This is a genomic window from Pseudomonas rossensis (genome assembly GCF_039888995.1).
GTDB classification, from domain to species: Bacteria; Pseudomonadota; Gammaproteobacteria; order Pseudomonadales; family Pseudomonadaceae; genus Aquipseudomonas; species Aquipseudomonas rossensis.
In genome coordinates this window covers 1-238 of record NZ_JBBWCB010000397.1, presented here as the reverse complement: position 1 = coordinate 238, position 238 = coordinate 1, and the positions used below count along the sequence as shown (strand labels likewise).

Genomic DNA, 238 nt, shown 5'->3' with positions numbered 1-238 from the left:
AGCGCTCGACTCTGATGATGACTGCTCAAAAACCTTGCTTTTGGTCGCTTCGACCCGTGGCGCGATCAATGGGCTGATGGATGAAATCATCGAAGACCACGCTCGTGAACATGTCGCGAATCCGACACTCAGCAACGAAGAAAGAGCGAAAGGCGTCGACGAGCTCCTCGAAGCTATTCGCCGCTATTCCAAATAGGATTTACCCAGATGAGTAATTCGTACACGGACTATGCCCACG

Annotated in this window: 1 protein-coding gene; it reads left to right on the top strand. The window is 51.7% G+C overall.

Annotated elements, in window-relative coordinates; translation table 11 throughout:
- Positions 1-196, top strand: a 196-nt coding sequence (locus WLY71_RS31025; RefSeq protein ID WP_347806618.1) for a metal/formaldehyde-sensitive transcriptional repressor, incomplete at its 5' end; no start/stop codon positions are given.
- Between the last annotated feature and the right edge of the window lie 42 nt (positions 197-238).